Genomic DNA, 25,575 nt, shown 5'->3' with positions numbered 1-25,575 from the left:
ATAATATTTTATATATTTCAAATTTAATTAAAGTGTACTCTTATTAATTCAGTATTTAAATTTAATTTCTATTTTAAAATAGTCTGGCTTTATAGCCTTATACTACAAAACCAGACTTATTCATTTTACATAAGATTTGCGCAAATTTATATGTTTAAATTAAATTCAAATTACTTTAAGTTAGCGAAGTATCCTAAAGTTCTGATTAATTGGTTAGTGTATGACATTTCGTTGTCGTACCAAGAAGCAACTTTAACTAATTGTTCTCCGTTAACTTCCATAACCTTAGTTTGTGTAGCATCGAATAATGATCCGAAGCTGCTTCCGATGATATCGCAAGATACTATTTCATCTTCAGTGTAACCAAATGATTCAGTTGCAGCTTCTTTCATAGCAGCATTGATTTCATCTACAGTTACTTTCTTATCTAATGTACAAACTAATTCAGTTAATGAACCTGTTATACATGGAACTCTTTGAGCACCACCATCTAATTTACCTTTTAATTCAGGAATAACTAATCCGATTGCTTTAGCAGCACCAGTTGAGTTAGGGATGATTGAAGCAGCAGCAGCTCTAGCTCTTCTTAAATCACCTTTTCTGTGTGGAGCATCTAAAGTATTTTGATCGTTAGTGTAAGCATGGATTGTAGTCATGAAACCTTTTTGTAATCCAAATTTGTCGCTTAATACTTTAGCCATTGGAGCTAAACAGTTTGTAGTACAAGATGCACCTGAAATTACTGTATCATCTGATTTTAATATGTTGTGGTTTACGTTGTAAACTACTGTTGGAAGGTCGTTTCCAGCTGGAGCTGAAATAACAACTTTCTTAGCACCTGCTTTAATATGAGCAGCAGCTTTATCCTTTGAAGCAAAGAATCCTGTACATTCTAAAACGATATCTACGTTTAATTCTCCCCATGGTAAGTTTTCTGGGTTAGCATCTGCAGTAACTTTTATTTCTTTTCCGTTTACTACGAAAGCTCCTTCTTTAACTTCGATTTCTCCATCGAATCTACCTTGAGATGAATCATATTTGAATAAGTGAGCTAACATTTTAGCATCTGTTAAATCATTGATTGCAACCACGTTAAATTCAGGGTTGTTAATCATTAATCTTAAAGCTAATCTTCCTATTCTTCCAAAACCATTAATTGCTACGTTTACCATTACAATTACCTCCTAATAATGCGTTTATTAATTTTTTTATAAAAATAAATTTTTACAAACAACTTTAAATAACTGAATTATGATTCCATTGTATTTAGTATAGCATAAGCTGTTGCTTCATCCGTTACTAATACACCATTTTTATCATTATATTCAGTTGATATTATTGACTCCACCTTATTTTTCCCACCTGCAACAGCAATATGTGTTTTAATTTTTTTTGCGTCATTAATTTTTATTCCAATTGCGGTAGTTTCTGTAATAATTTTAGAGTCTTTGTTAAAATAACATCCAAAAGCTTCTCCAACAGCACCTTTATTGATTAAATTATCAATTTCTTCTTGTGGTACTCCTCGTTTCCTAGCCATTTGTACTGCATTTCCTATTCCATAAATCAATATATCTGCCTTATGGATTGTATCAATAACAGCTTTTACTGCTTCTTCTTTTAAAAGGCTATCTATTATGTCAAGCCTTAGGCTTTCAGAAATATGAAGCATTTTATATGTACCATTTAGTTTTTTCGCTAAACTAGCTGCTAGTGTGTTTGCTTGGGTTTCAACATTTTTCCCCATGCCACCTCTAGCTGGCACAACTTGAATATTTGAATAATTATTTATTTTAGGGAAAGCTTCTACAACTTCTCTTAGTGTACTTCCACCAGTTAAAGCTATGATACAATTATCTTTCAAATAATCCTTAACATAATTTGAACATGCTTTTCCTAAATCTTTTAAGACTAATTGATTTTCTTCAACATCACCCGGTACAACTATAACTTTTTTCAGATTAAGTAATGATTTAACTCTATTCTCAATATCAGTGAGACCTTTTATTTGATGAATAAAATTTTTTAATTTCTTTAAAACCTGATCTCCATCATCTGTTATAACCATTCCTGATGAATGTATCTCAATTAATCCCTGTTCTTTTAAAAAAGTGGTTTCGGTTCTGACACTTCTTTCTCCAATGTTTAATTTTTCAGAGAGAATTCTACGACCAATTGGTTGATTATGATGTATTGTTCTCAATAGGTTATATCTTTTCTCTAATACATTGACAAGCTCAGGAACTACTTTTTTTTGCAACTCTAATATTTCCTGCACTCTTATCACTCCTTTGGTCGATGACTGTCCCACGCACTTTCAATCTGTCCCACATTTAATATTATAAAACACCTTTATGAAATTTTAAAGGCTTTAATTAAAATTTTTTTTAATATTTAAGAAAATTTCAAAAAAAGCCTATCACTCTTATTAAAATTTTAAGATCTATACTCTTTTTCTCATAGATGAGGATTTTATTCCCAACTCTTCTCTGTATTTAGCTACTGTTCTTCTAGATATTTTCATATTATCTTTAGCTAAAATCTCACTTATTGCTTGATCTGATAATGGCTTATTTTTATTTTCTTCACCAATAACCTTTTTTATTACATTTTTTATTTGTAATGTAGCCATATCTTGGTTAGAATTATTTACTCCGGCAGCAAATAAACTTTTTATTTTAATTGTTCCAAAACTAGTTAAAACATATTTATCTTTTACCGCTCTGCTTACAGTTGATTCATGCATTTTTATGTCATCTGCTACTTCTTTTAGAGTCAATGGCTTTATAAATTCCTTTCCCTTCAAGAAAAATTCTTCTTGTTTAACTAGTAAGCATTCTAAAACTTTGTATAAAGTATTTTTTCTTTGTTCAATTGATTTTATTAAAAACATCGCTTGATTAATTTTATCTTTAACATAAGCACTTGTTTGCTCATCTTGATTATTTTCAAGCACCTGCTTATATGTCTTGCTAATAGTCAGCTTAGGAAGTACACCTTCATTCATTATAATGAAAAATTCTCCATCAATATTTTTTATTTCAGCATCTGGTATTATATAATTAACTTCATCTCCAGTGTAAAATCCCCTTGATGGCTTTGGTTCTAATTTTTTAATTGCATCGCCATATCTTTGAGCTTCTCTTGGTGAAATTTTTAGACTTTTTCCAACTAAATCATATTTATTTGATGCTATATTCTCTAAATGATTATTAATCATTTCTTCCATTACATTATCTAAAATATTTAATTTCTCACTTTGTATTAATAAACATTCCTTGATATTTCTCGCACCAATCCCAAACGGTTCCAAATCTTGTACTATTTCAAGTGCTTCTTCTGCATCTTTTTGTGGAATACTTAACTCTTCTGCAATTTCATTAATTCCAATCTCTAAGTATCCCTTTGCGTCTAAGGATTCTATTATATATTTACAAATATTAATTATATACGGATCTTTTTTAAGTTCACCTAATTGTTCTTGTAAAAATTCCTTTAATGAAACACTTTTTTCTATAAAATTAAGAGGTGAAGTTTCATCTTCTTTAGAATAAAACTTTTCTGTATTATCCCTATAATCTTCATAAAATTCCTCTGCTATTTTTTTATGATCTATTTCTTTTATTTCTTTTGTTTCATTTTCATAAGAATTATATTCTTCATTAGCCTCAAGAACTGGATTTTCTGAATATTCATTACCTATATATTCTCTCAAATCATGAAGTGACATTTGTAAAAGTTTAATAGACTGCTGCATATTTTGTGTCATTATAAGTCTCTGTTCTTGAGTCATTTTTACATTTAAATCTAACTTCATATTTATTCCCCTTTATTACATATCATCTCTCTAAGCACTTATTTTATTAAACGTATTCATAGTAGGCATATTCCTCTTTTAAATGATTAATTATAGTATAACCCTACATCTAATCTTTTGACAAGTATTCATTTCTAGATAAAAATAAAATCCTAGTTAATATTTTAATATAACTAGGATTTTATACTCTACTTTAATTATTTATTTAAAAACACTAATCCGCAACATTTACGTCCAGAATGAATACATACTGTTGTTCCAACTGGTGATAAAATATAATTAACCTTGTTTTCAATCAAATATGTTTCTAACGCATTTGTAACTTCTGGATTATCTACCTCAATCAATATTACTGGAACATCATTATCTAAATCATTACTTTCCAAATCACTTATTATCTTCTTAATTGCCTTTTTACTTCCTCTTATTTTATCTTTTACTGACATAAGACCATCTTTAATTTCAAGAATTAATTTTATTCCTAACACGCTTCCTACAATTCCAGCTGTTTTAGATATTCTTCCACCTCTAACAAGGTTATCTAATGATTCAAAAAGAATTGAACTCTTAATATTGAATTTTATTTTCTCCAATTCTTCTGCTATTTCTTTAGTTCCATATCCATTTTCTTTAAGGATAGCAGCTTTTAATACTAACATTCCAAGTGCAGCAGTAACATTTTTAGAATCAATAACAAAAATCTCTTCTGACTCTAATGTATCTTTTGCTATACATGCTGATTGATATGTTCCGCTCATTGCTGAAGAAATATGAATAGATATAATTTTATACCCATCATCTAGATACTTCTTATACGTATCCATAAATCTATTTGGTATAACTTGCGCTGTTGTAGGAAGACTTCCTTCTTTTTCAATTCTTTCAAATAACACTTCTGGGGTTATTTCTACTCCATCCAAGTAACTTTCTTCTCCAAAATTTATTAGTAAGGGTAAAACTTCTATATCATATTTTTCATATACTTCCTTAGGTAAATCTGCAGTACTATCTGTAATAATCTTTATTTTTTCCATCTGCCTCATTCCTCTTCTATTTCATATTTGGAAATCCAATTTGCCTTAATGCCTCATATGCTACAATAGCTACAGTATTAGATAGATTTAAACTTCTAGTGCTTGTTTTTACCATTGGTACTCTAAATCCTTCATGATTATTATGAACAACTTCTGGAACACCACTTGATTCCCTTCCAAACATTATGAAATCACCATCTTTATATTCAACTTCATCATAATGTTTCTCTGCATGAGTACTTGATAAAAATATTCTCCTATCTCCATACTTAGCAAGAAAATCCTCATAACTTTCATGTATTTCTAAATCAAGTTCGTTCCAATAATCTAATCCTGCTCTTCTTACTTGTTTTTCATTTATATCAAATCCTAATGGCTTTATTAAATGTAACTTACTTTGTGTTAACACACAAGTTCTTGCAATATTCCCTGTGTTTTGTGGTATCTCTGGTTGATATAGAACTATATTAAAATTCAAAACTTCACCTTCTTTAAATTCTTTTAACTATATATTGTTAGGCTGATTATTTCATTTAAAAATTATACTATATGCTTTAATACAAGTCAAAAATTCTAAACTTTATTAGTATATTGATTTATAATAAAATAAAAAAGCATATTGACTATGTATATTTATGTTATAAATTTCTCATAGATCCATATGCTCTTCTATATTTCTTATATTGATTTAACTAATTAACTTCTGGAGGCATTTGATTTTCTTCTGATATTTGGCCTACAGCTGGTGGCTCTAATGGTTCTGTAGCCTCTTCTTTTTCTGCCTTCATAGTTCCTACTTTCACAATTGAATCAACTTTAGCGTAATTATCAGTTGATATAAGCTCTCTGCTAATCTCAGCTCCATTTTCATATGTTATTTGATATGAGTTGACTTTATATCCAGTCATGGCCCCACCTTCATCTACGCGTTCGCCTTCTGGAAGGTTAGGATCAAGAACTTCTTTAGTTTCAGGTGGATGCACTTCAAGAATTTCATTTGTCATATCATATTTTTTTCCATTTAATGCAGATGGATCTCCATATATTGTATATGTAACAACTTTACCTGCTGTTATTCCTTCTATATATATAGGAAAGTCATATGTATTCTTAAACTTATAATCTAAGTATCCATAAGCTACAGTTGCATCTAATCCTGGTTCCATATATCCAACCACCATAGAATGATTAGTTCTTTCTGTTGATCTTATATTAGCTCTCATCGCAGCTCTATATAATGCAGATGATACTTGACATATTCCGCCACCAATTCCTGGCTCTACCTTATTACCTACATAAGTTCCTGCTTCTTGATATCCTCTTTCTACTGATCTATCTCCAACTACATCATTAAAACTAAAAACCTCTCCTGGCATAAGTATAGTACCGTTAATACTCTTAGTTGCTAACTCAATATTAGTAGATCTCCCAGGTGCTGAAGTTCCATAAGAACTAGAATAGCTTCCCATAGGACCAGTAATTTTTGATAACTCTTCTGCTGTGATTTTTGCTTTTGTAGTTTCTAATTCTAATTGTATTGTTTCATTTGTATTTGATTTAAGTGCTTCTTTTATTTTTGAATCCAACTCATCAATATTTATAGACTTTCCATCAGATTCACTTTCAACGGAAATATTTCCATTAGAAATATTTATTTGGGCATTTTTGGGTTTTACATTAACTTTATCCTCTATTGTTTTTTCAAATTCTTTTAGTTTTTCTTCATCATATGTAAAGTTAATAGGTACTTGTTGAACCTCTCCCTTTTTAATTATAGAATATTTTTCTAAAACACCATGATCTTTTCCAAATTTAAATGCCTGTTCAACTGCATCATTAATATCATATTGTGGATTAATATCTGAATAAATAAGTTCGAAATCTTGATCTTTAACTTTTATGTGTAAACTCTTATTAGCTATTTCACTTTTTAGATGTTCTTCTAACTTTGCTTTTGCTTCTTCTTTTGACATACCACCAATATCTATATTATCTATAGTGATTCCTGGATATACTTTATCTTCCCATTTTCCAACTACTTTTTTTGTAGCCAATGTATATGCTGATAAGCAAACAGCTCCAACGATAACTATAGCAAGCATAACAGTAATAACTTTTCTTTTTACATCATTAGCATTATTATTTGATCTTTTCTTTTTACTTCTATTTCTCCCCACGCAAATTTTCCTCCTTTCATAAAATATTTATATTAAAAATTTGATGATAATTTATATTATGTATATTTTTCATCAATGCTACAATATTATATCATATTTCGACTGATATATGATATAAAAATATATCAGTCAAAATACAATAAACATATAATTATAGCATTACTTTAGCTCTTCTTTTTGATGTTTCTCCATCATAATCGAATGCCTCTATTGTTACAGAAATATTTCCCGGCTTAGGTATTTTAAATTTATTTTTATTTATAATGTAACTTGTATCATCTTTATCAACAGTTGCTACCCATTCGTTATTAACAAAGATATTATATCCCAATAAATCAGTATCTTCATTCCTGTTCCAACTTACATATATGTTGCCATTTTCCAATCTGGCCTTTAGCCCTTTCACATCATCTGGTTGTGTTAATAAATCTATACTGTTAGGTCCCCAGTTAGCATCCACTGGATTACCAACTCCTTGGACTATTTGATTTTCGCTATACTGCCAAATTCTCCATCTAGTCCATCCCCCTATATCTGGAGGAACTGCAGGATTAGTTGGTACATTAGTGTACATAGCAAACCATAAAGGCATATTCTTTAATGGATATCCTCTTCCTTGAATATAAAAGTTATTATATAATTCTATAAAAAATAGTCCCGTATAAAGCATTAATCTTCTTCTTGTTTGCTTTTCAAACCTTTTTCTAAACCTATCTATCCAATTTATTAATGCTGTTGTTGAAATTTCTGCTGTATCCACAGGTACTTCCACATCTAATACTGGCATTAAATCTCCATAATCTCGTTCTCCAAAACCTTGTTGTAATACATCAATAAAATCATCACATTGATTATCTGCAGTAGTCAAATCATAAGATGGAACAGCAAAATGATATGCGCCTACTGGTATACCATAATTTCTAGATTCTACTGCATATTGTAAAAATTTTCTATCTGTTCTAAATCTTCCACTTCCTGAACCTGAAGCTCTTAAATATAAAAAATCTATTTTAGTTGCTAAGATATTAAACTGAACATTTTGAGTATATTCATTTATATCAATACCAAATAGACTTTTAGAATTTTTATCTTGCATATTTCCTCCACAAATAATACTTTTCTAATATATAAAATATTCATATATATTTAAATTTGTGAATACTTTTATCTATAATTTTCATGTATATTTTAAAGCCGTAAATTCTAAAATAATTTATAAAATATTAAGAACTTTTGTTAGATATATTAAGGTCTTCAGTTTAAAATATATTTATACATGAATACCAATTAAATTGTTATTAATATAGAAATATGTATATTATTATTTATAGGAGATGATTTTATGGATAAAGAAAATATTTTAATTGTAGATGATGAAAAAGAGATTAGAGATTTAGTTGAAATATATCTTAAAGGCGAAGGCTATAATACACTACAAGCTGCTGATGGGGAAGAAGCTTTAGTTCTTCTTGAAAAAAATCAAATAGACTTAATAATTCTAGATGTTATGATGCCTAAATTAAATGGAATTGAAACATGTTTAAAAATAAGAGAAATAAGAGAAATGCCAATAATAATGTTATCTGCTAAAAGTGAAGACATAGATAAGATTCTGGGTTTGAATATGGGAGCCGATGATTACTTAACCAAACCATTCAATCCATTAGAACTTATTGCAAGAGTAAAATCACAATTAAGGAGATTTCATAAATTTACAAACAATAAAACTTTAAATGATATTTCTAAAGTTAATGAAAATATAATTCAAATAGATGATTTAATCATTAACTTAGAGACACATGAAGTAATATTGAATGAAGAAATTCTTAGGCTCACTCCAACTGAATTTGATATTCTTTCACTGCTTGCTAAAAATCGTGGTAAAGTCTTTTCAATAGAAAACATTTATGAGAGCGTATGGAATCAAGAATTTATGGCTTCTGATAATACTGTTATGGTTCATATAAGAAAGATAAGAGAAAAAATAGAGCAAGATCCAAGAAATCCAAGATTTATTAAAACCGTTTGGGGGGTTGGCTATAAAGTTGAAAAATAAAAAGAAACTAATCGATAAATTTAAAAGGATCCCTTCACTGAATACTTTATTGGATGAACTCAAAAACAAAATAAAAAAATCTATTCAGTTTGAGCTTATGTTTGTTGTTGCTATATGTTTTTTAATATCGTTTCTTTTTTATAACTTTACTAATAATATTCTTAAAAGAGAATATACAGAGCCTCAAATCACTTATGATTATGATTCAATAGAGCGACAAGCAAACGATCTTTTAAAAAATATAGAAAGTAAAGAAAATTTAACACTCTCTGATAAAGAAATTATAGAAAGTGAATTAAATAAATATTCTGATAACGCTAAGTGTTATATAACAGATTTAGATGGTAAAATTCTTTTTAAAACCACGAATGTAGCCGAAGATTCTATTGATATTTATACAGCTTTAAAAAATGCTATGACAAATGTTAATTACGAAAGCGCAAATATGCCTAAAGAAAAAAATTATATAATGCCACTTAAAATTAATGACGAAAGAATTTATTTAATATACTCAAAACTTCCTGAAGCCACAATAACTTATAATGTTGTCAATGTTTCCAATTCACATTTCGCATTGCTTCTTACTTTTATTGTTTTCATTATAAGTTTTGTTATTATAACCAATCATAAGATGAAATATCTAGATGAAATTGCTTCTGGATTAAAAATAATTGCAAATGGTAATTTAGATTATAGAATAAAAGAAAAAGGCGATGATGAAATCAGGAATATAGCCTATAATATAAATAATATGGCAAAAGAAATAGGAGAAAAAATTCAAGCTGAACGAGCAGCTGAAAAAACAAAAACTGATCTAATCACAAATGTATCTCATGATCTTAGGACTCCATTAACATCTGTTATGGGATACTTAGGTCTTGTAATAGATAATAGATATAAAAATGAAGAAGAGATGCGTGAATACTTAAACATTGCATTTTCAAAAGCTGAAAGATTAAAATTACTTATTGAAGATTTATTTGAATATACAAAGTTAAACAACGATGGTATATCACTTTCTAAAAGTAGCGTTAATCTTTCTGAATTTTTATCTCAGCTTTTAGAAGAGTTTTTTCCAATACTTGATGAAAATAATCTCACTGTTTATAAAAAATTTGAAAATGAGAAGCTAATTGTTTCAATGGATACTTTAAAAATGCTTAGGGTATTTGAAAATATATTAACTAATGCTATTAAGTATTCATATAAACCTGGAGAAATAATAGTCGCACTATATGAAGATAATAACTATGCAATGATAGTTTTTAGAAATAAAGGAGAGCATATTCCTAAGGAAAAAGCTGATAAACTTTTCGATAGGTTTTACAGAACTGATGAATCTAGAAATTCTAATACTGGGGGATCCGGTCTAGGTCTTGCCATATCAAAAAATATTGTTGAATTGCATGGCGGTGCTATTTGGGCTCAATCAATAGGTAATAACATTAATTTTTATATAAAACTAAAACTTTAAAAAAATGATCAATTTTCACTTATCAATTATCAATGACCTCTAAAATTCTAAAGTGATTTATAGATACTATAAATTTTTCTTTTAAGAATTATCTTTCATTGAAAATTAAATATTGAGAATTGATCATTTAAATTAGATTATCTTTGCACTTTTAATGAATCCTGAATTATCATATCAATTAATTGAGTAAATCCTATATTTAATGCTGCTGCACTTTTAGGAATTAAACTATTCTTAGTCATACCTGGTAATGTATTTACTTCTAATATATAAGGTGTTCCTTCGCTTGTAACAATCATATCAACTCTAGAATAAACTTCACATTTTAAAGCTTTATAAGTTTCCAAAGCCATTTTTTCTACTTCTTCATGTAAGCTTTTTTCTAGCTCAACCACAATTTCTTCTGAACCGCCATCCTCATATTTTGATGTAAAATCAAAGAATTCACCTTTTTTAGGTTTAATAGCTATTACTGGCATCATTTTATCTGCAAATACTGGGCATGTTATTTCGTCACCTTTAATGAATTTCTCAATCATAACTTCATTATCCCATTTAAATGCTTCTGCTACGCATTCCTCAATTTGTTTTTCCTCTTTTACAATAAATGTAGCTACACTAGATCCTCCATGTGTTGGCTTAACTACAACTGGATAACCTAATTTATTTATTTCATCATAATCAACATTATCATCTTCTCTTAAATTAATCCATGGTGCTGTTCTTATTCCCGCTGATTTCAACATTGATTTTGTTACATCCTTATCCATGCACATTGCACTGCTTAAAGGACCACAGCCTGAGTATGCTATTCCTAGTGTTTGAAGCACCGACTGAACTGTTCCATCTTCTCCAAATTTTCCATGCAATGCTAATAAAGCAAAATCTATACCTTTAACCTTATTTATTATATCTTCTTTTTTATCTATTATAATTGATTCAACATCATACTTTTCTTTATCAATATTTTCAACTATAGACATACCACTTTTTAATGAAATTTCTCTTTCTGATGATATACCGCCCATTATTACTCCAATTTTCATAAAAATACCTCCAAAATTTATATTTGATCTAATTGTATAGTTTTAATTATAATCTGTGCTTATATCAATTATTAATTTTAATCATAATTTGTGTTTATATCAATTATTAAAATAACTATCTTTATATATATTTTACTAAAATCTATTGTAAAAAAAAGAACCACTAATTTATAAAATAAAATTAGTGGTGGATTTTTTCAGCTTACAATTTCAAAATATATAATTTTTATTATAAAAGAAAATTGTTATTTTTTTGTTCTTGTTTTATTATCATATTTACATTCTTTATTAAGTGGACATTCACTACACTTAGGATTTCTAGCTGTACAACATCTTCTTCCATGAAATATTAACATATGATGCATAAGCGACCATTCTTTTTTAGGTAACTCCTTTTGAAGTTGCTTTTCAACTTCTAACACGCTCTCTGAATTAGCTAATCCTAATCTATTAGATACTCTAAACACATGAGTATCTACTGCTATTGATGGAACTCCAAATGCATTTGACAAAACAACATTTGCTGTCTTTCTGCCTGCTCCCGCAAGAGAAGTTATTCCTTCCATTGTTTGAGGGACTTCACCATTAAATTTCTCTTTAACTTGATTAAACATCATTATAAGATTCTTAGCCTTATTTCTATATAAACCTATTTGTTTTATTCTTTCTTCAAGTTCATCGTTTGTTATTGTAAGAAAAGCATCTAAATCAGGATAATCTTTAAATAAACCTTCAGTTACTTCATTGACCTTTTTATCTGTAGTTTGTGCAGACAAAATTGTAGCTACAAGCAATTGAAGTGGTGTCTCATAATTTAATTCACACTTAGCATCTGGATATGTCTCTTTTAATATCTCTACAATTTTTTTTGTCCTTGCTTTCATTATAAATTCTCCTTATTTATAAACACCTCTATAGCTTTCTGGTAAAAGTTTAGCTATACTTCTCATTAGTGTGTCCATACATCTATCTTCGTATGCATGTCTATCCTCATCTTTTTCTCTTGGAGGAAATTCTACTTTCTCTCCTATTTTTATAGTAACATCTGCATGATACCATTTTTCTCTTCCCATATCTCCATCTTCACTGATTGGTAGCAACTTGTCGGTTCCACTCATTCCAATTGGAATTATTTCAGCTTTAGACATTCTTGAAAAAAGAAGTATTCCTTTTTTCCCTTCTATCATAGCTCCAGTTCTACTTCTTGTTCCTTCTGGAAATATCAAAATATCTTCTCCGCCCTTTAAAACCTTAACAATATTAGTAATAGCTTCTTTATCAGCAGAATTTGGTTTTATCCCTATATTTTTCACAATCTTAGTTCCAAGATTAGTTATTGGATCATCAGATAACTTTACTCCTGCAACAAATGTTGGATCACTTTTTTCCTTAAGTATTTTAGATAAAATTAATCCATCTGAATTACTAAGATGATTGCATATAAATATTCTTGGTTTTTTGACTTTATCTATATTATCCAATCCTTCAATTTTAATGTTAGCATATTTTTTTATATAACCATTAGCAATGCTTTTAGCAACTTTTATTACAAATCCTTCTGGCAGCATTCCTATTATTTTAACTGTAATTGGTGATAACATTCTAATCAGCCTTTCTAAAATAAACATATTAAATTTACACTATTTACATTATATATTCTTTTATACTTTCGTGCAATTTTTATATATAACTATATGACACTACTATAATATTGTATAAATTCATTTTTAATACTATATAATGTAGTTTATCCTATAATAACACTATAAGTTATCCCTATTCATTTTTCAACACTAATTTTTCCAGATATTTCTGTAGATATGGAGATTCAAATTTTTTATGTTGCATATTATCTTTTAAATATAATTGCTTTCTTATTAAAGCATTTCTTTTTAAAATATTCTTTCCTCTCCAGCCACAGGATGTTAATTTAAAGCTATTTTTAAACTCAGCATTTCCCATATTTATAATAAAATCTTCGTTATTATCATTCATAAACTCTAAGCTATCAAACTCTCTTATTGATGATAATTTTGCTTTTTTATTGTATGGGCATTTCAATTGACAGCTGTCACAACCAAAAACTCTGCCATCCAGCTTCTTAATTTCCCAATCTTCAAGTTCTTTTTTTTGTGTTATGTATGATAAGCAAATATTGCAATTTTTCTTTATACTATTAATCGATTTGGTTGGGCATTCACTATAACATATAGTACAATCTCCACATTCTTTAAAAAGATTAATTTCTTCAAAACTTCGTTTATCTTCTTCATAAAATTCTAAATCTGTTATAACTTCACCTAAAAAAACATATGATCCATATTCCTTTGTTATTATCATATTATTCTTTCCTATAAATCCAACTCCAGAAATATAAGCTAAATATCTTTCTGGAAGTGTATTACTATCCACAAAAGCCTTTGCCTTCCCACCATAATTTTCGATTATATCTATTATATTCTTCAAATACTTATTTACAACATAATGATAATCACTTCCTCTAGTATAAAGTGAAAATCCATTATCTATTCTATTATCTATATTTAAAGAAAGATAAGGGAAAGCTATAGAAACTATAGTCTTTCCCTCTTTAAACCATTCCCTGCCTTCTATTCTAAGGTCTATATTTTTTTCTTCAAATTCATTTTCTAAGTTCAAAGCTTTTCTTTCTTTAAAAAAGCCTTCCAATTCTTCAAACCTTCTACATCTTATAAAACCTACTGAATTTATACCTAATGAAAAACAATAATTAATAATGTCTTCTTTTACTCCCACTTTAACTCCTCTAAATAACCATATCATTAAATATTTTTTTACGGCGACCTTTTAAATCACTTATTTCAATTATACTTGAATTAGACTTAGCTTTCACTATATTTTTTGCTCTAATTCCAACAGCTGTTGCACCTTCTGGAACATTGTGGAGAACAACCGAATTAGCTCCTATCTTAGCATTATTTCCAACTATAATAGGCCCAAGTACCTTGGCTCCAGTTCCTATCAGCACATTATCTCCAATTGTAGGATGTCTCTTTCCAGTATGCTTTCCCGTACCACCTAGAGTTACTCCATGATAAATAGTTACATTATCTCCAACTTCAGCTGTTTCACCAATTACAACTCCCATACCGTGGTCTATAAATAGTCCTTTTCCTATTTTGGCCCCTGGATGAATTTCTATACCTGTAAAAAATCTAGATAGCTGTGAAATCAATCTTGCTAAGAAAAATAATTTATGCTTATATAAAAAATGTGTTAATCTATATGCTATAATTGAATGCACACAAGGGTATAAAAATAATACTTCTAATTTACTCTTTGCAGCCGGGTCTTCTTTTAATATTCTTTCTAGGTCATAATTGAGTCGTTTAAACAAGTTCCTTCCTCTCCTTCAATAAATTCAGTTTGTGGTAATAATATTACTCATATAATCCCATTGATATATATTTTTCTCCACCATCTGGTGCAATTGCTAACACTTTTTTACCCTTTCCAAGTTTTTTAGCTAATTCTATTGCTGCATATATAGCAGCACCACTTGAGATTCCAACTAATACACCCTCTTTATCTGCAAAAGCTTTTGCAGTTTTAAAAGCATCTGTGTCTTTTACTCTTACTACTTCATCGATAAATTCTTTTTCATATATGCTTGGAATAAATCCTGCGCCTATTCCTTGTATCTTATGGCCGCCTGGATTTCCGCCACTTAATACTGGTGAAGCATCTGGTTCAACTGCAATTGCTTTTATGGCTGAATTTTTCTTTTTAAGATTTTTAGCTACACCAGTAATTGTTCCACCAGTTCCTACTCCTGCAATCACTGCATCTAAATCTGGAATATCAGTAAATATTTCTTCTGCAGTTGTTGCATAATGCTTTTCTGGATTAGCTATATTTTCAAATTGTTGTGGTATAAAATACTCATCCCCGACACCTATTTCTATAGCTTTCTCGATGGCACCTTTCATTCCTTTTGCGCCTTCTGTCAAAACAAGTTCTGCCCCATAAGCTTTAATTAAATCTCTTCTTTCCTTACTCATTGTCTCTGGCATTACTATTATTACTTTATAGCCTTTTAATTTTCCTATAAGGGCTAATGCTATACCTGTATTTCCACTTGTTGGCTCTACTATAGTAGATCCCGGCTTTAATAATCCTTCTTTTTCAGCTTTTTCTATCATTCCTAGTGCAGCTCTATCTTTTACGCTTCCACCTGGATTAAACTTTTCTAATTTAACATATATATCTGCGATATTGTCATCCTTCACTAAATTGTTCACCTTTAAAATTGGTGTTTTTCCTATCAATTCTAATACTCCATTATAAATCATACGCTTGTCCTCCTACTATTTTATACTTATTTTAAATCTATTTAATTGCTTTAATCTTAAGTGTTTTTAAATTATCATGCATGAAAATTTATGTTTTAATCATAAAACCTGTGAATTAACTTTTATAAATGTATATAAAAAAACCCCGTCGCTATAAAACTATAGAGACGAAGTAAATCCGCGGTTCCACTCTAATTGAATTAAATTAATAATTCCTCTTTGGTTTCAGCACATTATTATGCTATATCACTATAACGGGTGAATCCGGAGAATCATACTCTTATATTCTGATTTCAACTCCAAAGGGCACTTCACATAAATTTCTGATGAAAAGTTCTCAGCCTTCTTTTCTCTCTGTTAACATTCCTTTATGTTACTTTCCTTTTTCATAGTCTTTATTCTTAATTTTTTATTCCGAGTGTTCTGATAAACTTTATATATTCATTATATGACTTATATAAAAAAAGGTCAACACCTTATCAAGTATTTTTTTCCATAAATATTAATTTTTCTTTTTCCAAAGTGGATAAAGAAACTCATCTATTAAATCGTGAATAATTACAATCCCAATTAATTTTTCATCTGCATCAATTACTGGAACAGAATTCAAATGATACTTCGCAGCTACTTTAATAACTTTGTTAATTTCATCATCAAATCTCACTCTTGACACAGTTTCATCCATTATTTCTTTTATTTTGATCTCTGAATCATTTATAATTAAATCTCGTATTGGAACTACACCTTGAATCTGCTCATCTTTGTCAGTTATATAGATATAATACATAACCTCTTCATCTGGCTGCATTTCTTTTAATATATCGATTGTTTCACCAACTGTTATATCCAGATTTACTGAAATAAACTCCTTACTCATTATGCTTCCAACAGTTTCATCTTCATAATTTAAAAGTTCTTTTACTTCTTCTGCATCTTCTCGCTCCAAATTTAATAATATTTTTTCTCTTTCTTCTTCATTCAAATCATCTAATAAATCTGCAATCTCATCGTTAGGCATATTCTCTAAAACTTCAACTGCCTTACTATCTGATAATTCCTTTATTATCTCTGATTTATATTCTGAATCTATTTCCTCTAATGTGTCTGCTGCTAAGTCTTCATCTAATGATTCTAATACCTGTTTTCTTGATGTTGAGTCTAATTCTTCTAGTATGTCTGCAAGATCAGCGGGGTGAAGTGTTGATAACTTTTTATATGGCAAGTTAATCTTTAAATTATTATCTACCATTTCTAAAGATTCAACATCGTCCCATCGTAGCATCTTATCAGTAGTATCTTTTCTAAAAAGTTTAAATATAAATTTAGCTAATCCACCTATACCTAAACGTCTATATTTTGCTAGTGGACCCGCTTCTACTCCTATTACCCTATATTCACCAGCTATTTTTGCTATTCTTAAATCATTAACACTTACAACTTTTTTCCCATTGATATCTACTATTTTTTTATCTAATAAATTCTCTGAAAGTAGATAGCTATATCTCATAGGAAGTATTTCTTTACTTCCTCTAGTTTTAATTTTTACTTTACCATCTTTCTCATTAAATTCTATATATTTAAATTCATAATGGAAAGTCACTCCATCTTTTTTTAATTTATAACCAATAACACGTGGATATCCATCTTCTGTAGTAACATAAATATCTTTTAGACTTCCTAAGACATCGCCAAATTCATCATATACCTTTTTCCCTAAAATAATAGAATATAGGAATGTAGATAATTTCATAATTTAGATTCCTCCTTTTTTATTCACAGAAAGAAGTCATTAAATACGAAATTATCCACATTTATATGTATATATTTTATACATAATCAGCATAATTATTTCCAAAACTTTCATATTTTATAAGTTAAATAAATAATGCTGATTTAGTGCATTTCAAATAAATGAGCTCTCTCTGAATATATTTAGTTTTTGCCGTATGATAATTAATATTCTGAGGTCCTTCCTCCATTTTTTGATACACCATCCTTTATCAATTTATAATTTACAATTCATGATTCACAATTTAAAACTCATAATTATAACTTGCAATAAATAAATATAAATTTTAACTCATATTTTATAAACTTATACTAAATAAATTTAAATATTCCTTCAATAGAAATTTTATAATTAAATTTAAGTATTTATTCTTTCTTAATTATTATATTATATAGCTTCAAAAAGGCAACAAATTTTTGCTTTTCTTTAAAAATTAATTATTGCATATATTTTATTATAAAAATGAATATATATTATCTTATAAATTCTGAAAATACTTAAATTATCATCCAAATTTTACTTTCTTTAAATATTTGTAAAATTAACATCCGTATGTTAAACTGAAATCTGTTAATGAATAGAAAAATAGCTAGTATAATAACTAGTTATTTTTTTAATATATCTTAATTAATATAATAAAGAATTGGAGTTAATATATATGAAGCTTTGCAAAGAATTTTTACCTATAAGCAAGGATGATATGAAACGTAAAGGTATAGAACAATTAGATTTTATAATTGTAACAGGTGATGCTTATGTTGATCATCCTTCTTTTGGTACTGCTATTATTGGTAGAACACTTGAAGCTCAAGGTTTTAATGTTGGTATAATTGCTCAGCCTAATTGGCATAATTGTGATGACTTCAAAAGATTAGGATGTCCAAAATATGCCTTTTTAGTTAATTCAGGTAATATTGATTCTATGGTAAACCACTACACATCTGCAAAGAAGAAAAGAAGAGATGATCTCTATTCTCCTGGTGGTGAAGCTGGACATAGACCTGATAGAGCCGTTATTGTTTACTGTAATAGAATTAGAGAAGCTTATAAAGATATTCCCATAGCTATTGGCGGTATAGAAGCAAGCCTTAGAAGATTTGCTCATTATGACTATTGGGATGATAAAGTAAGACGAAGTATACTATTAGATTCAAAAGCTGATCTTCTAATGTATGGAATGGGTGAAAAAACAATCGTACAGATTGCTGATTTATTTAGATATGGTGGGCATATACAGAATATGGATAATATTCGAGGAACTTGTTATATAACTAAAGATATTTCACATATTAATAAACCTGTGATAGTCCCATCGTTTGAAAAAGTATCTACTGATAAAAATGCTTATAATGAAGCATATAAATTAGAATATTACGAACAGGATTCCATTCTTGGAAGGACCATAATTCAGCAATATGGAGATAGATATCTGGTACAAAATCCACCACAAGAAAATCTTACACAAGAAGAAATGGATGAAACTTATAATTTACCTTATACAAGAACATATCATCCTATATATGAAGAAAAAGGTGGAATTCCTGCTATAACTGAAGTTAAATTTTCTATAACTAGTCATAGAGGCTGTTTTGGTTCTTGTTCTTTCTGTGCATTAACTTTTCACCAAGGAAGAGTAATCCAAAATAGAAGTCAGGAATCTATAATTGACGAAGCGGAACTACTTACTACTTTACCTGATTTTAAAGGATATATACATGATGTTGGAGGTCCAACTGCCAACTTTAGGCATAGAGCATGTAAAAAGCAAGAAATTCATGGCACATGCAAAACTAAACAATGTATGTTCCCTTCTCCTTGTAAAAATTTAATTATAGATCATACTGAATACTTATCACTTTTAAGAAAAATAAGAAAACTACCTGGAATAAAGAAAGTATTCGTACGTTCTGGAATCAGATATGATTATTTAATTCATGATAATAATGATGCTTTTTTCAAGGAATTATGTGAACATCATATAAGCGGTCAATTAAAAGTTGCTCCTGAACATGTTGTTCCTAGAGTTTTAAATCAAATGGGTAAACCTACAAGGGACGTTTATGATAAATTTGTTAATAAATATTTTAAGATAAATAAACAACTGAATAAAAATCAATTTTTAGTGCCTTATTTGATGTCTTCTCATCCTGGTTCAGATTTAAGCGCTGCAATTGAGCTTGCACAATACGTTAAACATATGGGATATACACCTGAACAGGTTCAAGACTTTTATCCTACTCCTGGAAGTCTTTCAACGACTATTTATTATACAGGCGTTAATCCTATTACAGGTGAAAAAGTATATGTTCCTAAAACTCAAAGTGAAAAAGATATGCAAAGGGCTCTAATACAATTTGCTGTACCAAAAAATTATGAAAAAGTAAAAAAAGCTTTAATTGCTGCTCACAGAGAAGACTTAATTGGAAATAGTAAAGCTTGCCTAATTGGATATGCTCCCAAAAAACAGGGATATCAAGGAAAAAATAAACTTAATTCTTCTACGAATATAGCAAAGGGGAATTCCAATACAGCAAAGAGCAATTCCAAAAAATACTCTAAAAATAAAAATAGTAATTTCAAAAAATCTAATTCAAAAAAAAATAATTCTAGATTTAATTGATAATTATTAAATGTTTTTTTATTATTTGTTAAGAAACATTTAAGATGCATGTTTTATAATAATTTGTAATTAATAGTATTTAATATTTATAAGAAACGGGGAATGATGGGTGAAAAGAAATATTTATATTATGGTTAGCCAAACTGGAACTAACTGCTCTAAAATATTACAATTTTTTACGCGTGCACCTTATAATCATGCTTCTATAGCACTTGATGAAGATTTAAATTCTTTATATAGCTTTGCCAGACAGAACTTATATATTCCACTAATTGCAGGATTCGTTAAAGAAAATATAAATGAAGGAATTTATAAGCTCCATGATAATACAGTATGCCAAATATACCGTATATCTATTACAAACAAACAATATAGAAAATTACAAAGAGAAATACGTGAATTCGAAAGAAACGGAAATAAATATCATTATAACTTTGCTGGTCTTGTAGCCATGTTATTTAACATACCATATCACAGACCTAATCACTATGTTTGTTCTCAATTTGTTGCGTACGTACTAGAACAATCAGAGTCTGTAAAATTTAATAAACATTTTACTTTAATAAGACCATATGACTTTTGTGATTTAGCCGAATCATCAGATGTTGATTTAGTATATTCAGGGAAATTAGCTGATTATAATACTGCATTTGCATAAAAAGTCACCATACAGATTTATTTGTTATAAATCTGTATGGTGACTTTTTTACTTATTAATTTTTTTGAATCCGTTAATAACAAAATTCATAATTATTAAAAATATTAATTCTCCACTAACTGAATAAGGAAATACTTTAATTCCTCCAAGTATTGTTACTTCCTCAGCCATAACTAGCACTATGGCTAATATAACAAACCATATTCCTTTTTTATTAACAAATGGTTTATCAAGTATTACTACATTTATAATCATTAATACTCCAAGTAATATTAATGAAAGCATGGATATTGTAACCTCATTATCTAATCTTATTATAAAACCATAAATATAACTTACTTCCATTGTCACTTTTGATAAGTGCAATATAATTGCATATATTATCCCTACTATAACTGCTATAATATAACTACCAGTAAATTTTAATTTTTCCGCTCTTAAATAAACATAAGATATAGGTATTATCATAAGTGGTATTGTTATATAATCTAAAAATACTAGTAGTTTTAAATAATATAAAAAGTTACTATTTTTAATTAAACATAAACATAATAAAGCTATATTTCTTAATAAAAATAATGTTATTACAATAGTTAAATAAATTTTTATTTTTTTAGGTGAATAATCTATATTCTTTTTTATCATTAAAAAGGATAAAAAAATTATAAGTAACAAAAATATATAATACGCAAGACTCACACTTTACACTCCCGTCTAATATTTCGTTACTTATATTTATTATTGTTTATATTAATTTATTCCTAAAACTTTAATTCCTTTTTCAATACATTGAATCCTTAAAGGAAAATCAGGGCCTCTCTCTCCATCTATATCAGTAACTATATCTTCGCTAGATTCTATATACAAATCATCAGTCTTAAAATATACAACCTTATCAGAGTCTAAATGTTCTCCTCTTAGTACCTTTATAAACAGAGGTATTAATTCTATTATTTGAATTGCCTTAAATATTATTACATCAAGTTTTCCATCTGTAACATCAGCCTCAGTTGCTAAATTAAAGTTGCCTGCAGTTTTTCCATTAAATACTAGCAGTAAATACATTTCTCCATCAAAAGTGCATTCCTTAGATGTAAGTTTTAGCTTTAATCTTCTGAAATTAGGAAGTTCCTCTAACCCTTTTAAATAGTATGCTAATTTCCCTATTGTATTTTTTAAATTAACATCAGTCTTTTGAGAAACATCTGTAAACAGTCCTGTGCTCGCAACATTAACGAAGTATTTTTCATTAATTTTACCAATATCTATAAGCTTTGGTTTTGAGCTTAAGATCTGCTTACACGCAGTTTCTACATCACTTGGTATTCCAAGAAAGCTACCAAAATCATTTGCCGTTCCAACAGGAAGAATTCCTATGGGAAGATTTATATTTCTCTGTTCCATAGCATTAACAACTGAATCTACAGTTCCATCTCCTCCAGCAATTAATATATATGCATAAGTGTCATCTACAATATCAAGAGCTTCACTTAAATCCTTTCCTTTTTTTATTCTGTATGGAACAATAATCATTCCTACGTCTTGATGTATTCTTATTACATTATCTATTTCGTCTATTATTCCATTTTCACCCGAATAAGGATTATAAATAAATCTAACCTTCTTCATAAAAGAATTTCTCCTCTCTAAAGTTATTAATTTACATCTTTTTCCTACCACATAAAAATTATTATACCATTTAAAAATTACAGTGTCGAGAATAAAAAGATGGTGATTGCAATATTATATATAATAATATGAGTATTACATTAATAATATCTTAAAGTTATTTAATGTCTTATATTATTTGCATTTATATGGTATAATATTTTTTTGTAAGTAGTTTTTAATTTCTAGGAGGATTTTATGAGGAAAAGTTGTATTCCAAACGTTTTTACCTTTCTCAATCTATCTTGCGGAGTTATATCTATCTTATCAACAATGAACTTTAATTACATTCTTGCATGTATTTTTATTTTATTAGCTGGTTTAGTAGATAGATACGATGGTAGGATTGCTCGTTTTTTAGATGTGTCTAGTGATTTAGGTAAAGAATTAGACTCCCTAGCTGATTTGGTTTCATTTGGTGTTGCACCATCAATATTAACATATATATTATTTGATTTTCAAAACTTTGGTCCAAAAGGACTATTAGGTCTTATTTTACTTTTATTATTCCCTATTTGTGGAGCGTACAGACTTGCAAGATTTAATGCTGTTCAGTTTGATGGGTGCTTTACTGGAGTACCAATAACAGTTGTAGGATGTTTTATGGCTTTATATAATTTGCTTACTTTAAATATATTTCTTCCTAAAATCATTCCTATGTTTTTAATGATTTTAGGTTCATATTTAATGATCAGTAAAATTCGTTTGAAAAAATTTTAATATTTAAAAAGAACTCTAATTTCATAAATGAAATAGAGTTCTTTTTAAATATATTCCTTCATTCTTCCTCTTCCCTGTTTGATGAATTTTCAAAATTCAATTCATTATCTATTTCTGTAAATATACCATCTTTTTCTGTATTTGCTGAAATATAGCTGTTTTTAACTTTACAATATTTTAAGTACCCTGTTCCACATCTGTCTAATGTATTTATTAATTTATCTATTAATTCCCCTAATTCATCTGCTCTTTCTATTGCTTTCCTTACTTCACTTTTCTTTGCTATGTTTATACTGTATAGATCAGCAGCTCCAGCTATTAATAATCTATAAGCATTCACATAATTCCCCAATAAGTTACTCAAATTTTGTATATCTACATATTGCTTATCCAACAGATCATTATAATTCATATTTCCTCTCCCAAAATTAATCTACTAATTATTTTATATTTTATTTGTTTTAATAAAATACCATTATTATATTATTTTATTTACTAGACTTGTGCAGTGATTTGGATATATATACCAAAAGGCCAATATTTTATTCTTTGATATTTAATCCCCCTTGCTTTTAAGCCATTTTGGAAAATTGCTCAATTTAGTGCGCAAGTCAAGTTATTTATATAAATAAATGAGAATCACTAATAAGTAATTCTCATTAAAATCATTTATATATCCAACTTTATTTCATTATTTATATATTCTTCATCTGATTCTTCAAAAATATTTTCTCTTCTTTTGCAATCTGATTTTTCTAGATTATTCTCTTTAGATTCCACCTTCTCTGAAAAGGGATCACATTCTCTTAATAAGCTTTTTTCCACCTCAATTTCTGTGTCAATTCCTTCCGATTCTTTATTATTTTTCTCAATTAAGTTATCAGAATAGCTCACTTGAACATTATACTCATCTGGATAATTAAAAAACATTTATATTCACTCCTATTTACAATCTATATTTTCTATTTTTTCAAAAAATGATTTTGGATATTTGCACAAAGGACATCTATCTGGTGCTTCTTTACCTTCATATATATATCCACAATTTAAACATTTAAAGTAACAAACTTCTTCACATTTAAATATAGTTTCACCTTTTACTTCTTTTGCTAATTTTGAGAATATTTCTTTATGGCTTTCCTCTACTTCCTGCAATTCTTTATAAAAATCTGCAATTTCTTTAAAACCTTCTTCTCTTGCAACTTTTTCAAATTCTTTATATATAAATTGACTTTCTTCAGCTTCTCCAAGGGCTGAATCTATTAAATTATTTTCTGTATCGCAGACTTTTTTTAAGTATCTTTTATATGCTTCTCTTGCATGAGCATATTCATTTCCTGCTATCATATTAAAAATTTCTGATATCCAAACATATCCGTCTGCTCTTGCTTTTTCAGAATAAAGGTTATATTTCGTTCTAGCTCTGCATTCTCCTGCATAAGTCTTATATAGATTCTTTTCTGTTCTGCTTCCTTCCAAGTCCATAAAAATCTCCAACTATTATTACATATAAATAAAATATTCACTTTATTTAATTCTGCTACTAAAGCTTTTATTTAATTTTCTATCCATTGCCTATAATCTATTGTTCTCTGATTCCTTTAATAATTAGTCTATGAGATCCTACTCTAATTGGAGTGCATGTTATTAGTGTTATTTCTTCTTCCTCACTTTGGTTTAATACAGATACTTCTTCTGGCTTTACTACTTTAATTTCTGTAACTTTGTATTTAAACTCTTTTCCGTTATATTCAACAATAATTTCATCATTTTCTTCAATTTCATCTAATCTATTAAAAAATTCTCCATAGGTATAACTTCTATGTCCAATTACGCAGAAATTACCCTTCTGACCTGGCATAGCCGTATCTGAGAAATGTCCAACAGAATATTTTAATGTTTCATTATCTACCCCTTCACCAATGCCAACATTCAAATCTAATTTGGGGATACTTAAGATCCCTATTATATTGCTTGATTGTTCTTGAGAAGTATATGTTTCAAACGCTTTCTTATTCTCGTTAAAAGATTTGTCTTCATTTTGCATATTTGAAATATAATCTCTATAATTATCTACTATCTTTTTTTGTTTATAATCAGTAATTATTTTTAATGAAATTGCTACAATAATAATGATGCAGCCCAAAGCTATAAGCATTTTGCCTAAATATTTCTTTATCATTTT

Annotated in this window: 25 protein-coding genes and 1 other annotated feature; of the genes, 5 read left to right on the top strand and 20 right to left on the bottom strand. The window is 28.3% G+C overall.

The genetic code is table 11. From position 1 onward, the window contains the following. Window positions 1-170: 170 nt before the first annotated feature. The 7 genes from gap to BN2920_RS05720 form a co-directional block, all read right to left on the bottom strand. Entirely contained in the window at window positions 171-1,172 is a 1,002-nt protein-coding gene (gene gap / locus BN2920_RS05750) for a type I glyceraldehyde-3-phosphate dehydrogenase (protein WP_058294058.1), read from the bottom strand. A 77-nt stretch (window positions 1,173-1,249) separates the two neighbouring features. Further along, window positions 1,250-2,278, bottom strand: a complete 1,029-nt coding sequence (locus tag BN2920_RS05745; protein ID WP_058294057.1) for a sugar-binding transcriptional regulator — start codon at window positions 2,276-2,278, stop codon at window positions 1,250-1,252. 165 nt (window positions 2,279-2,443) lie between these two features. Next, window positions 2,444-3,817, bottom strand: coding sequence for an RNA polymerase factor sigma-54 (gene rpoN, locus BN2920_RS05740; RefSeq protein WP_058294056.1), 1,374 nt, complete (start codon window positions 3,815-3,817; stop codon window positions 2,444-2,446). A 197-nt stretch (window positions 3,818-4,014) separates the two neighbouring features. Next, the gene (locus BN2920_RS05735) at window positions 4,015-4,851 is read right to left on the bottom strand and encodes a DegV family protein (RefSeq protein ID WP_058294055.1); all 837 of its coding nucleotides are present in this window, start codon (window positions 4,849-4,851) and stop codon (window positions 4,015-4,017) included. Between the two features lie 16 nt (window positions 4,852-4,867). Continuing rightward, window positions 4,868-5,329, bottom strand: coding sequence for a tRNA (cytidine(34)-2'-O)-methyltransferase (locus BN2920_RS05730; protein WP_058294054.1), 462 nt, complete (start codon window positions 5,327-5,329; stop codon window positions 4,868-4,870). A gap of 214 nt (window positions 5,330-5,543) precedes the next feature. Next, window positions 5,544-7,028, bottom strand: coding sequence for a VanW family protein (locus BN2920_RS05725; RefSeq protein WP_058294053.1), 1,485 nt, complete (start codon window positions 7,026-7,028; stop codon window positions 5,544-5,546). A 151-nt stretch (window positions 7,029-7,179) separates the two neighbouring features. Next, a complete protein-coding gene (locus BN2920_RS05720; protein ID WP_058294052.1) occupies window positions 7,180-8,124 on the bottom strand; it encodes a glycoside hydrolase family 25 protein in 945 nt (314 codons plus the stop codon). Between the two features lie 246 nt (window positions 8,125-8,370). Here BN2920_RS05720 and BN2920_RS05715 point away from each other — a divergent pair, with 246 nt between their 5' ends. Together BN2920_RS05715 and BN2920_RS05710 are read left to right on the top strand one after the other, a co-directional pair. Beyond that, entirely contained in the window at window positions 8,371-9,084 is a 714-nt protein-coding gene (locus BN2920_RS05715; RefSeq protein ID WP_058294051.1) for a response regulator transcription factor, read from the top strand. A 10-nt stretch (window positions 9,085-9,094) separates the two neighbouring features. After that, window positions 9,095-10,558, top strand: coding sequence for a sensor histidine kinase (locus BN2920_RS05710; protein WP_058294318.1), 1,464 nt, complete (start codon window positions 9,095-9,097; stop codon window positions 10,556-10,558). Window positions 10,559-10,695: 137 nt separating this feature from the next. Here BN2920_RS05710 and BN2920_RS05705 read toward each other — a convergent pair whose 3' ends face one another. From BN2920_RS05705 to BN2920_RS05675, 7 genes are all read right to left on the bottom strand, one after another. Then, window positions 10,696-11,604, bottom strand: a complete 909-nt coding sequence (locus tag BN2920_RS05705) for a D-alanine--D-alanine ligase (protein ID WP_058294050.1) — start codon at window positions 11,602-11,604, stop codon at window positions 10,696-10,698. 245 nt (window positions 11,605-11,849) lie between these two features. Continuing rightward, window positions 11,850-12,488, bottom strand: a complete 639-nt coding sequence (gene nth, locus BN2920_RS05700) for an endonuclease III (RefSeq protein ID WP_058294049.1) — start codon at window positions 12,486-12,488, stop codon at window positions 11,850-11,852. A 12-nt stretch (window positions 12,489-12,500) separates the two neighbouring features. After that, the gene (locus BN2920_RS05695) at window positions 12,501-13,205 is read right to left on the bottom strand and encodes a lysophospholipid acyltransferase family protein (protein ID WP_058294048.1); all 705 of its coding nucleotides are present in this window, start codon (window positions 13,203-13,205) and stop codon (window positions 12,501-12,503) included. Between the two features lie 175 nt (window positions 13,206-13,380). Beyond that, complete coding sequence (gene queG, locus BN2920_RS05690; protein WP_058294047.1) at window positions 13,381-14,379, bottom strand: tRNA epoxyqueuosine(34) reductase QueG; 999 nt, start codon at window positions 14,377-14,379, stop codon at window positions 13,381-13,383. A 10-nt stretch (window positions 14,380-14,389) separates the two neighbouring features. Continuing rightward, a complete protein-coding gene (gene epsC, locus BN2920_RS05685) occupies window positions 14,390-14,980 on the bottom strand; it encodes a serine O-acetyltransferase EpsC (protein ID WP_058294046.1) in 591 nt (196 codons plus the stop codon). A 43-nt stretch (window positions 14,981-15,023) separates the two neighbouring features. Then, window positions 15,024-15,935 carry a cysteine synthase A gene (gene cysK / locus BN2920_RS05680; protein ID WP_058294045.1) on the bottom strand — a complete coding sequence of 304 codons (912 nt, stop codon included), beginning with the start codon at window positions 15,933-15,935 and terminating at the stop codon, window positions 15,024-15,026. Window positions 15,936-16,095: 160 nt separating this feature from the next. Continuing rightward, window positions 16,096-16,334, bottom strand: a binding site (T-box leader). A 103-nt stretch (window positions 16,335-16,437) separates the two neighbouring features. Next, window positions 16,438-17,685: a magnesium transporter gene (locus tag BN2920_RS05675; protein WP_058294044.1), complete on the bottom strand. Its 1,248-nt coding sequence runs from the start codon at window positions 17,683-17,685 to the stop codon at window positions 16,438-16,440. A gap of 697 nt (window positions 17,686-18,382) precedes the next feature. On the opposite strand from BN2920_RS05675, the gene BN2920_RS05670 reads away from it, so the two are divergent. Then, complete coding sequence (locus BN2920_RS05670) at window positions 18,383-20,344, top strand: YgiQ family radical SAM protein (RefSeq protein ID WP_058294043.1); 1,962 nt, start codon at window positions 18,383-18,385, stop codon at window positions 20,342-20,344. Window positions 20,345-20,453: 109 nt separating this feature from the next. After that, window positions 20,454-21,002 (top strand): hypothetical protein, encoded by a 549-nt coding sequence (locus BN2920_RS05665; RefSeq protein WP_058294042.1) that lies wholly within the window; start codon window positions 20,454-20,456, stop codon window positions 21,000-21,002. 48 nt (window positions 21,003-21,050) lie between these two features. Here the strand turns inward: BN2920_RS05665 and BN2920_RS05660 are convergent, their stop codons facing one another. After that, a complete protein-coding gene (locus tag BN2920_RS05660) occupies window positions 21,051-21,701 on the bottom strand; it encodes a hypothetical protein (protein ID WP_058294041.1) in 651 nt (216 codons plus the stop codon). 51 nt (window positions 21,702-21,752) lie between these two features. Then, window positions 21,753-22,631: a YegS/Rv2252/BmrU family lipid kinase gene (locus BN2920_RS05655; protein ID WP_058294040.1), complete on the bottom strand. Its 879-nt coding sequence runs from the start codon at window positions 22,629-22,631 to the stop codon at window positions 21,753-21,755. A 237-nt stretch (window positions 22,632-22,868) separates the two neighbouring features. On the opposite strand from BN2920_RS05655, the gene pssA reads away from it, so the two are divergent. Beyond that, window positions 22,869-23,390 carry a CDP-diacylglycerol--serine O-phosphatidyltransferase gene (gene pssA / locus BN2920_RS05650; protein WP_058294039.1) on the top strand — a complete coding sequence of 174 codons (522 nt, stop codon included), beginning with the start codon at window positions 22,869-22,871 and terminating at the stop codon, window positions 23,388-23,390. 58 nt (window positions 23,391-23,448) lie between these two features. On the opposite strand, the gene BN2920_RS05645 is transcribed toward pssA, so the two are convergent. The 4 genes from BN2920_RS05645 to BN2920_RS05630 form a co-directional block, all read right to left on the bottom strand. After that, complete coding sequence (locus BN2920_RS05645; RefSeq protein WP_058294038.1) at window positions 23,449-23,802, bottom strand: hypothetical protein; 354 nt, start codon at window positions 23,800-23,802, stop codon at window positions 23,449-23,451. A gap of 257 nt (window positions 23,803-24,059) precedes the next feature. Continuing rightward, entirely contained in the window at window positions 24,060-24,320 is a 261-nt protein-coding gene (locus BN2920_RS05640; protein ID WP_058294037.1) for a hypothetical protein, read from the bottom strand. Between the two features lie 12 nt (window positions 24,321-24,332). Further along, window positions 24,333-24,875: a rubrerythrin family protein gene (locus tag BN2920_RS05635; protein ID WP_058294036.1), complete on the bottom strand. Its 543-nt coding sequence runs from the start codon at window positions 24,873-24,875 to the stop codon at window positions 24,333-24,335. 97 nt (window positions 24,876-24,972) lie between these two features. Next, window positions 24,973-25,572, bottom strand: coding sequence for a class D sortase (locus tag BN2920_RS05630; RefSeq protein ID WP_058294035.1), 600 nt, complete (start codon window positions 25,570-25,572; stop codon window positions 24,973-24,975). Window positions 25,573-25,575: the final 3 nt, after the last annotated feature.

Source organism: Clostridium neonatale (assembly GCF_001458595.1).
GTDB classification, from domain to species: Bacteria; Bacillota; Clostridia; order Clostridiales; family Clostridiaceae; genus Clostridium; species Clostridium neonatale.
Note: the sequence above shows the minus strand (reverse complement) of the source record. Positions and strands in the feature narration are given on the sequence as shown.

What these genes read in the sequence shown, in the direction of transcription:
- gap (WP_058294058.1), bottom strand. Translation starts at nt 1,172, where the DNA reads ATGGTAAACGTAGCAATTAATGGTTTTGGAAGAATAGGAAGATTAGCT.
- rpoN (WP_058294056.1), bottom strand. Translation starts at nt 3,817, where the DNA reads ATGAAGTTAGATTTAAATGTAAAAATGACTCAAGAACAGAGACTTATA.
- BN2920_RS05735 (WP_058294055.1), bottom strand. Translation starts at nt 4,851, where the DNA reads ATGGAAAAAATAAAGATTATTACAGATAGTACTGCAGATTTACCTAAG.
- BN2920_RS05720 (WP_058294052.1), bottom strand. Translation starts at nt 8,124, where the DNA reads ATGCAAGATAAAAATTCTAAAAGTCTATTTGGTATTGATATAAATGAA.
- BN2920_RS05715 (WP_058294051.1), top strand. Translation starts at nt 8,371, where the DNA reads ATGGATAAAGAAAATATTTTAATTGTAGATGATGAAAAAGAGATTAGA.
- BN2920_RS05705 (WP_058294050.1), bottom strand. Translation starts at nt 11,604, where the DNA reads ATGAAAATTGGAGTAATAATGGGCGGTATATCATCAGAAAGAGAAATT.
- nth (WP_058294049.1), bottom strand. Translation starts at nt 12,488, where the DNA reads ATGAAAGCAAGGACAAAAAAAATTGTAGAGATATTAAAAGAGACATAT.
- BN2920_RS05695 (WP_058294048.1), bottom strand. Translation starts at nt 13,205, where the DNA reads ATGTTATCACCAATTACAGTTAAAATAATAGGAATGCTGCCAGAAGGA.
- cysK (WP_058294045.1), bottom strand. Translation starts at nt 15,935, where the DNA reads ATGATTTATAATGGAGTATTAGAATTGATAGGAAAAACACCAATTTTA.
- BN2920_RS05675 (WP_058294044.1), bottom strand. Translation starts at nt 17,685, where the DNA reads ATGAAATTATCTACATTCCTATATTCTATTATTTTAGGGAAAAAGGTA.
- BN2920_RS05670 (WP_058294043.1), top strand. Translation starts at nt 18,383, where the DNA reads ATGAAGCTTTGCAAAGAATTTTTACCTATAAGCAAGGATGATATGAAA.
- BN2920_RS05655 (WP_058294040.1), bottom strand. Translation starts at nt 22,631, where the DNA reads ATGAAGAAGGTTAGATTTATTTATAATCCTTATTCGGGTGAAAATGGA.
- pssA (WP_058294039.1), top strand. Translation starts at nt 22,869, where the DNA reads ATGAGGAAAAGTTGTATTCCAAACGTTTTTACCTTTCTCAATCTATCT.
- BN2920_RS05645 (WP_058294038.1), bottom strand. Translation starts at nt 23,802, where the DNA reads ATGAATTATAATGATCTGTTGGATAAGCAATATGTAGATATACAAAAT.
- BN2920_RS05640 (WP_058294037.1), bottom strand. Translation starts at nt 24,320, where the DNA reads ATGTTTTTTAATTATCCAGATGAGTATAATGTTCAAGTGAGCTATTCT.
- BN2920_RS05635 (WP_058294036.1), bottom strand. Translation starts at nt 24,875, where the DNA reads ATGGACTTGGAAGGAAGCAGAACAGAAAAGAATCTATATAAGACTTAT.
- BN2920_RS05630 (WP_058294035.1), bottom strand. Translation starts at nt 25,572, where the DNA reads ATGATAAAGAAATATTTAGGCAAAATGCTTATAGCTTTGGGCTGCATC.